This is a genomic window from Streptomyces sp. NPDC057654 (genome assembly GCF_042800135.1).
In the GTDB taxonomy this organism is placed as follows: Bacteria; Actinomycetota; Actinomycetes; order Streptomycetales; family Streptomycetaceae; genus Streptomyces.
The window spans coordinates 1-3,850 of sequence record NZ_JBHVHQ010000825.1 but is presented as its reverse complement, the minus strand read 5'-3'; the positions used below and the strand labels follow the sequence as shown (position 1 = coordinate 3,850).

Below are 3,850 nucleotides of genomic sequence, written 5' to 3'. Positions count from 1 at the left end.
GACGAGGAATTCTTCGAGCTCCGGGAGGAGCAGTTCGATGAGCGGGTACGTCATCTCCGTACGCGTCATGCCGGGTTCCTGGGGCTCTGTGAGGCCCTCCAGGAAGGAGTCGATCTGCCAGTCCGCCAGCCGGGCCGTCGTCTGTCCGGTGGAGCGGGCGACCTGTACGGCCATGGGCTCGCTGAGCAGTCCGGCCTCCACCAGGCCCGCGAGCCGGCGCAGCGCCAGGACGTCGGCCTCGGTGAGCGCCTTGGCCTGGCCGATGTCGGCGAAGCCCATGGCGCGCCAGAAGCGGGAGGCGAGTTCCATGGAGACGCCGGCCGCCCGAGCCGCCTGGAAGGGGGTGTAGCGCCGCTCCGCGCCGAGGATCAGCTGTTCCAGGCGCAGGGCAAGAGGGTCGTCGTCCCCCTCGGCGGCGCCATCCGCGTCGTCGACGGTCACCGCCCGCCCCCTGTCCGATCCGTGCGCACTGCCCTGCCGATCACTGTTCGCCCGTGCTCCGTGCCTGTACCGCGGTGTCCCGCGCACTGCTCCGCGGTCCCCCTCGGGACCACGACGGGACGCCTCAACGATACGACAGGTGTGCCGTAGCTCACTCTCCGGACTCCGCGCGTCCCGATGCCCCTTCGGTCTCCCCCACCCCTTTCACCTCGTCAGATGCAGGCGCCCCGCCCGTCGCGGCGGTCTCCCGGGGTCCATCGGCCCCTCTCCCGCCGCTCCTCAGCCGCCTGCCGGCCGCAGATGCACGATGTCCCCCGCACCCACCGGCTCCTGCATCCCCTCCGCCGTCGCGAGCACCAGCCGCCCGTCCCCGTCGATCGCCACGGCCTCGCCGACGAGTTCGCGGTCGCCCGGCAGCTCCGCCCGTACGGTCCGGCCGAGCGTGACGCACCCCGCCGTGTACGCCTCCTGCAACCGGCAGGCCCCCGGATCGCCGCCGGCCGCGCGCCACTGCCCGTACCACTCCTCCAGCGACCGTAGTACGGCCTTCAGCAGCGGATCCCGGTCCGTCACCGGCGCGCCTGCCAGCAGCAGCGAACCGGCCGTCGGCACCGGCAGCTCGTCCGCGCGCAGCGAGACGTTGAGGCCGATGCCCAGCACCACCCCGGCCCCGGCCCGTTCGGCGAGAATCCCGCCGGTCTTGCGCTCCGCGAAGCCCGTCTCCGTCCCCCCGGCCTTCTCCGGGACCGTCACCAGCAGGTCGTTCGGCCACTTCAGGGCCATGTCCACGCCCGCCGCGCGGGACAGCGCGGCGGCGGTCGCCACCCCGGCGAGCAGCGGCAGCCACCCCCACCGCTCCATCGGCACCTCGTCGCCCGGCTCCAGGTAGACCGAGAAGAAGATCCCGGAGCGGGCGGGCGCGGACCAGCGCCGGTCGAGCCGCCCGCGCCCGGCGGACTGCTCCTCGGCGACGAGCACGGCGCCGGGGGCGAGGCCCGCGCCCTCTCCGGCGAGCGTGGCCAGGTCCGTGTTGGTCGAGCCGGTCACGGGCACCACATCGATGGAGGTCCACAGCGCGCCGGACCGTACGAGGGCGCGGCGCAGGGCCGCGGCGTTCAGCGGCGGCCGGTCGAGGTCGGACCAGCGGCTGCCGGAAGAGCCGGAAGGCTCGTAGGGCTCGGAGGCATCGGAGGGCGTCATGGGGGCCAGCCTAGGAGGGGACGGTGTGGCCAACGACGCACTGCCACAGCGCAGCCGCGCCGATACGCTACGAACCGGTAGCCAGGAGGGCCCCGACCGGCCCTTTCCGGCCTCCGTAAGCCCCCCGTACCTCCGAAATGCCCCGGAAAGCCCGAGTCAGCCCATCCAGCCACCCATCCAGCCACCCAGGACGAGCAGGAGCCGCATCGCGATGTCCGAGCCGCAAGACGCCACACCGGACGCAACCAGTCACACCACCGCCGGGAAGCTGGCGGATCTGCGTCGCCGCATCGACGAGGCGACGCACGCGGGCTCCGCGCGCGCGGTGGAGAAGCAGCACGCGAAGGGCAAGCTGACGGCGCGCGAGCGCATCGAGCTGCTCCTGGACGAGGGGTCGTTCATCGAGCTGGACGAGTTCGCGCGGCACCGCTCGACCAACTTCGGCATCGAGAAGAACCGCCCGTACGGGGACGGCGTCGTCACCGGCTACGGCACCGTCGACGGCCGGACCGTCTGCGTCTACTCGCAGGACTTCACCATCTTCGGCGGCTCCCTCGGCGAGGTCTACGGCGAGAAGATCGTCAAGGTCATGGACTTCGCGCTGAAGACCGGCTGCCCCATCGTGGGCATCAACGACGGCGGCGGCGCCCGCATCCAGGAGGGCGTCGCGGCGCTGGGCCTGTTCGCCGAGATCTTCCGCCGCAATGTGCACGGCTCCGGCGTGATCCCGCAGATCAGCCTGATCGTGGGGCCCTGCGCGGGCGGCGCGGTCTACTCCCCCGCGATCACCGACTTCACGGTGATGGTCGACCAGACCTCGCACATGTTCATCACCGGCCCGGACGTCATCAAGACGGTCACCGGCGAGGACGTCGCCTTCGAGCAGCTCGGCGGCGCCCGTACGCACAACACGACCTCGGGCGTCGCGCACCACATGGCGGGCGACGAGAAGGACGCCATCGACTACGTCAAGGCGCTGCTGTCCTACCTGCCGTCCAACAACCTCTCCGCGCCGCCCGCCTTCCCCGAGGAGGCGGACCTGGAGACCTCGGACGAGGACCGCGAGCTGGACGTTCTCATCCCGGACTCCGCGAACCAGCCGTACGACATGCACACCGCCATCGAGCACGTGCTGGACGAGGGCGAGTTCCTGGAGACGCAGGCGCTCTTCGCGCCGAACATCGTCACCGGCTTCGGCCGCGTCGAGGGCCACCCGGTGGGCATCGTCGCCAACCAGCCGATGCAGTTCGCGGGCTGTCTGGACATCGACGCCTCGGAGAAGGCCGCGCGCTTCGTGCGCACCTGCGACGCCTTCAACGTGCCGGTGCTGACCTTCGTCGACGTGCCCGGCTTCCTGCCCGGCGTCGACCAGGAGTACGGCGGGATCATCCGGCGCGGCGCGAAGCTGATCTACGCCTACGCCGAGGCGACGGTCCCGCTGATCACGGTGATCACGCGGAAGGCGTTCGGCGGCGCGTACGACGTCATGGGCTCCAAGCACCTGGGCGCGGACCTCAACCTGGCCTGGCCGACGGCGCAGATCGCGGTCATGGGCGCGCAGGGCGCGGTGAACATCCTGCACCGCCGCACGATCGCCGCGGCCCCGACGCCCGAGGCGCAGGACGAGGTGCGCCAGGAGCTGATCGCGGGGTACGAGGACGCGCTCCTCAACCCGTACGTGGCGGCCGAGCGCGGCTACGTCGACGCCGTGATCATGCCGTCCGAGACGCGTCGGCATGTGGTGCGGGGGCTGCGCGCGCTGCGCGACAAGCGCGAGTCGCTGCCGCCGAAGAAGCACGGGAACATCCCGCTGTAGCCGCGGATAGCCGTACCCGCTGTGCGTAGCGCCGTTGCGTCGTAAGGAGGCCGTAGTGATCAAGGTTGTACGGGGCAATCCGACCCCCGAGGAGTTGGCCGCCGCTCTCGCGGTGGTGCAGGCCCGCGCGGCGTCCGCGCCGGAGGCCGCGCCGGACGGGAAGGGCCGCGACGCGTGGGCCGACCCGGCCCGTACGGTCCCGGGCCGGCGGCTCCCGCACCCCGGCCCGGCGGCGTGGCGCACGACGTACTGGCCGGTCTGAACGCGCAGCTGAAGCGCACTGCCTCACACCACCGAAATCACCCGCGTACCCCCTGTCACCTGGGCACCTTTCCGGTGGCGGGGTACCGGGGGAAATAGTCCTTCCGCTTGCGGCGCCTGAGTACGCGTACT

The 3,850-nt window shown here is 71.9% G+C and carries 4 protein-coding genes; 2 read left to right on the top strand and 2 right to left on the bottom strand.

The genetic code is table 11. From position 1 onward, the window contains the following. Together ACFU99_RS36590 and ACFU99_RS36585 are read right to left on the bottom strand one after the other, a co-directional pair. Nucleotides 1-441: adenylate cyclase regulatory domain-containing protein (locus tag ACFU99_RS36590; protein ID WP_384400841.1), on the bottom strand; the 441-nt coding region annotated here is incomplete at its 3' end. A 279-nt stretch (nucleotides 442-720) separates the two neighbouring features. Further along, on the bottom strand, nucleotides 721-1,641 hold the full coding sequence (locus tag ACFU99_RS36585) for a biotin--[acetyl-CoA-carboxylase] ligase (protein WP_384400838.1): 921 nt from the start codon (nucleotides 1,639-1,641) through the stop codon (nucleotides 721-723). A gap of 211 nt (nucleotides 1,642-1,852) precedes the next feature. On the opposite strand from ACFU99_RS36585, the gene ACFU99_RS36580 reads away from it, so the two are divergent. Both ACFU99_RS36580 and ACFU99_RS36575 read left to right on the top strand, forming a co-directional pair. Then, the gene (locus ACFU99_RS36580; protein ID WP_384400835.1) at nucleotides 1,853-3,457 is read left to right on the top strand and encodes an acyl-CoA carboxylase subunit beta; all 1,605 of its coding nucleotides are present in this window, start codon (nucleotides 1,853-1,855) and stop codon (nucleotides 3,455-3,457) included. Between the two features lie 55 nt (nucleotides 3,458-3,512). Continuing rightward, a complete protein-coding gene (locus ACFU99_RS36575) occupies nucleotides 3,513-3,719 on the top strand; it encodes an acyl-CoA carboxylase subunit epsilon (protein WP_363231271.1) in 207 nt (68 codons plus the stop codon). Nucleotides 3,720-3,850 lie beyond the last annotated feature (131 nt).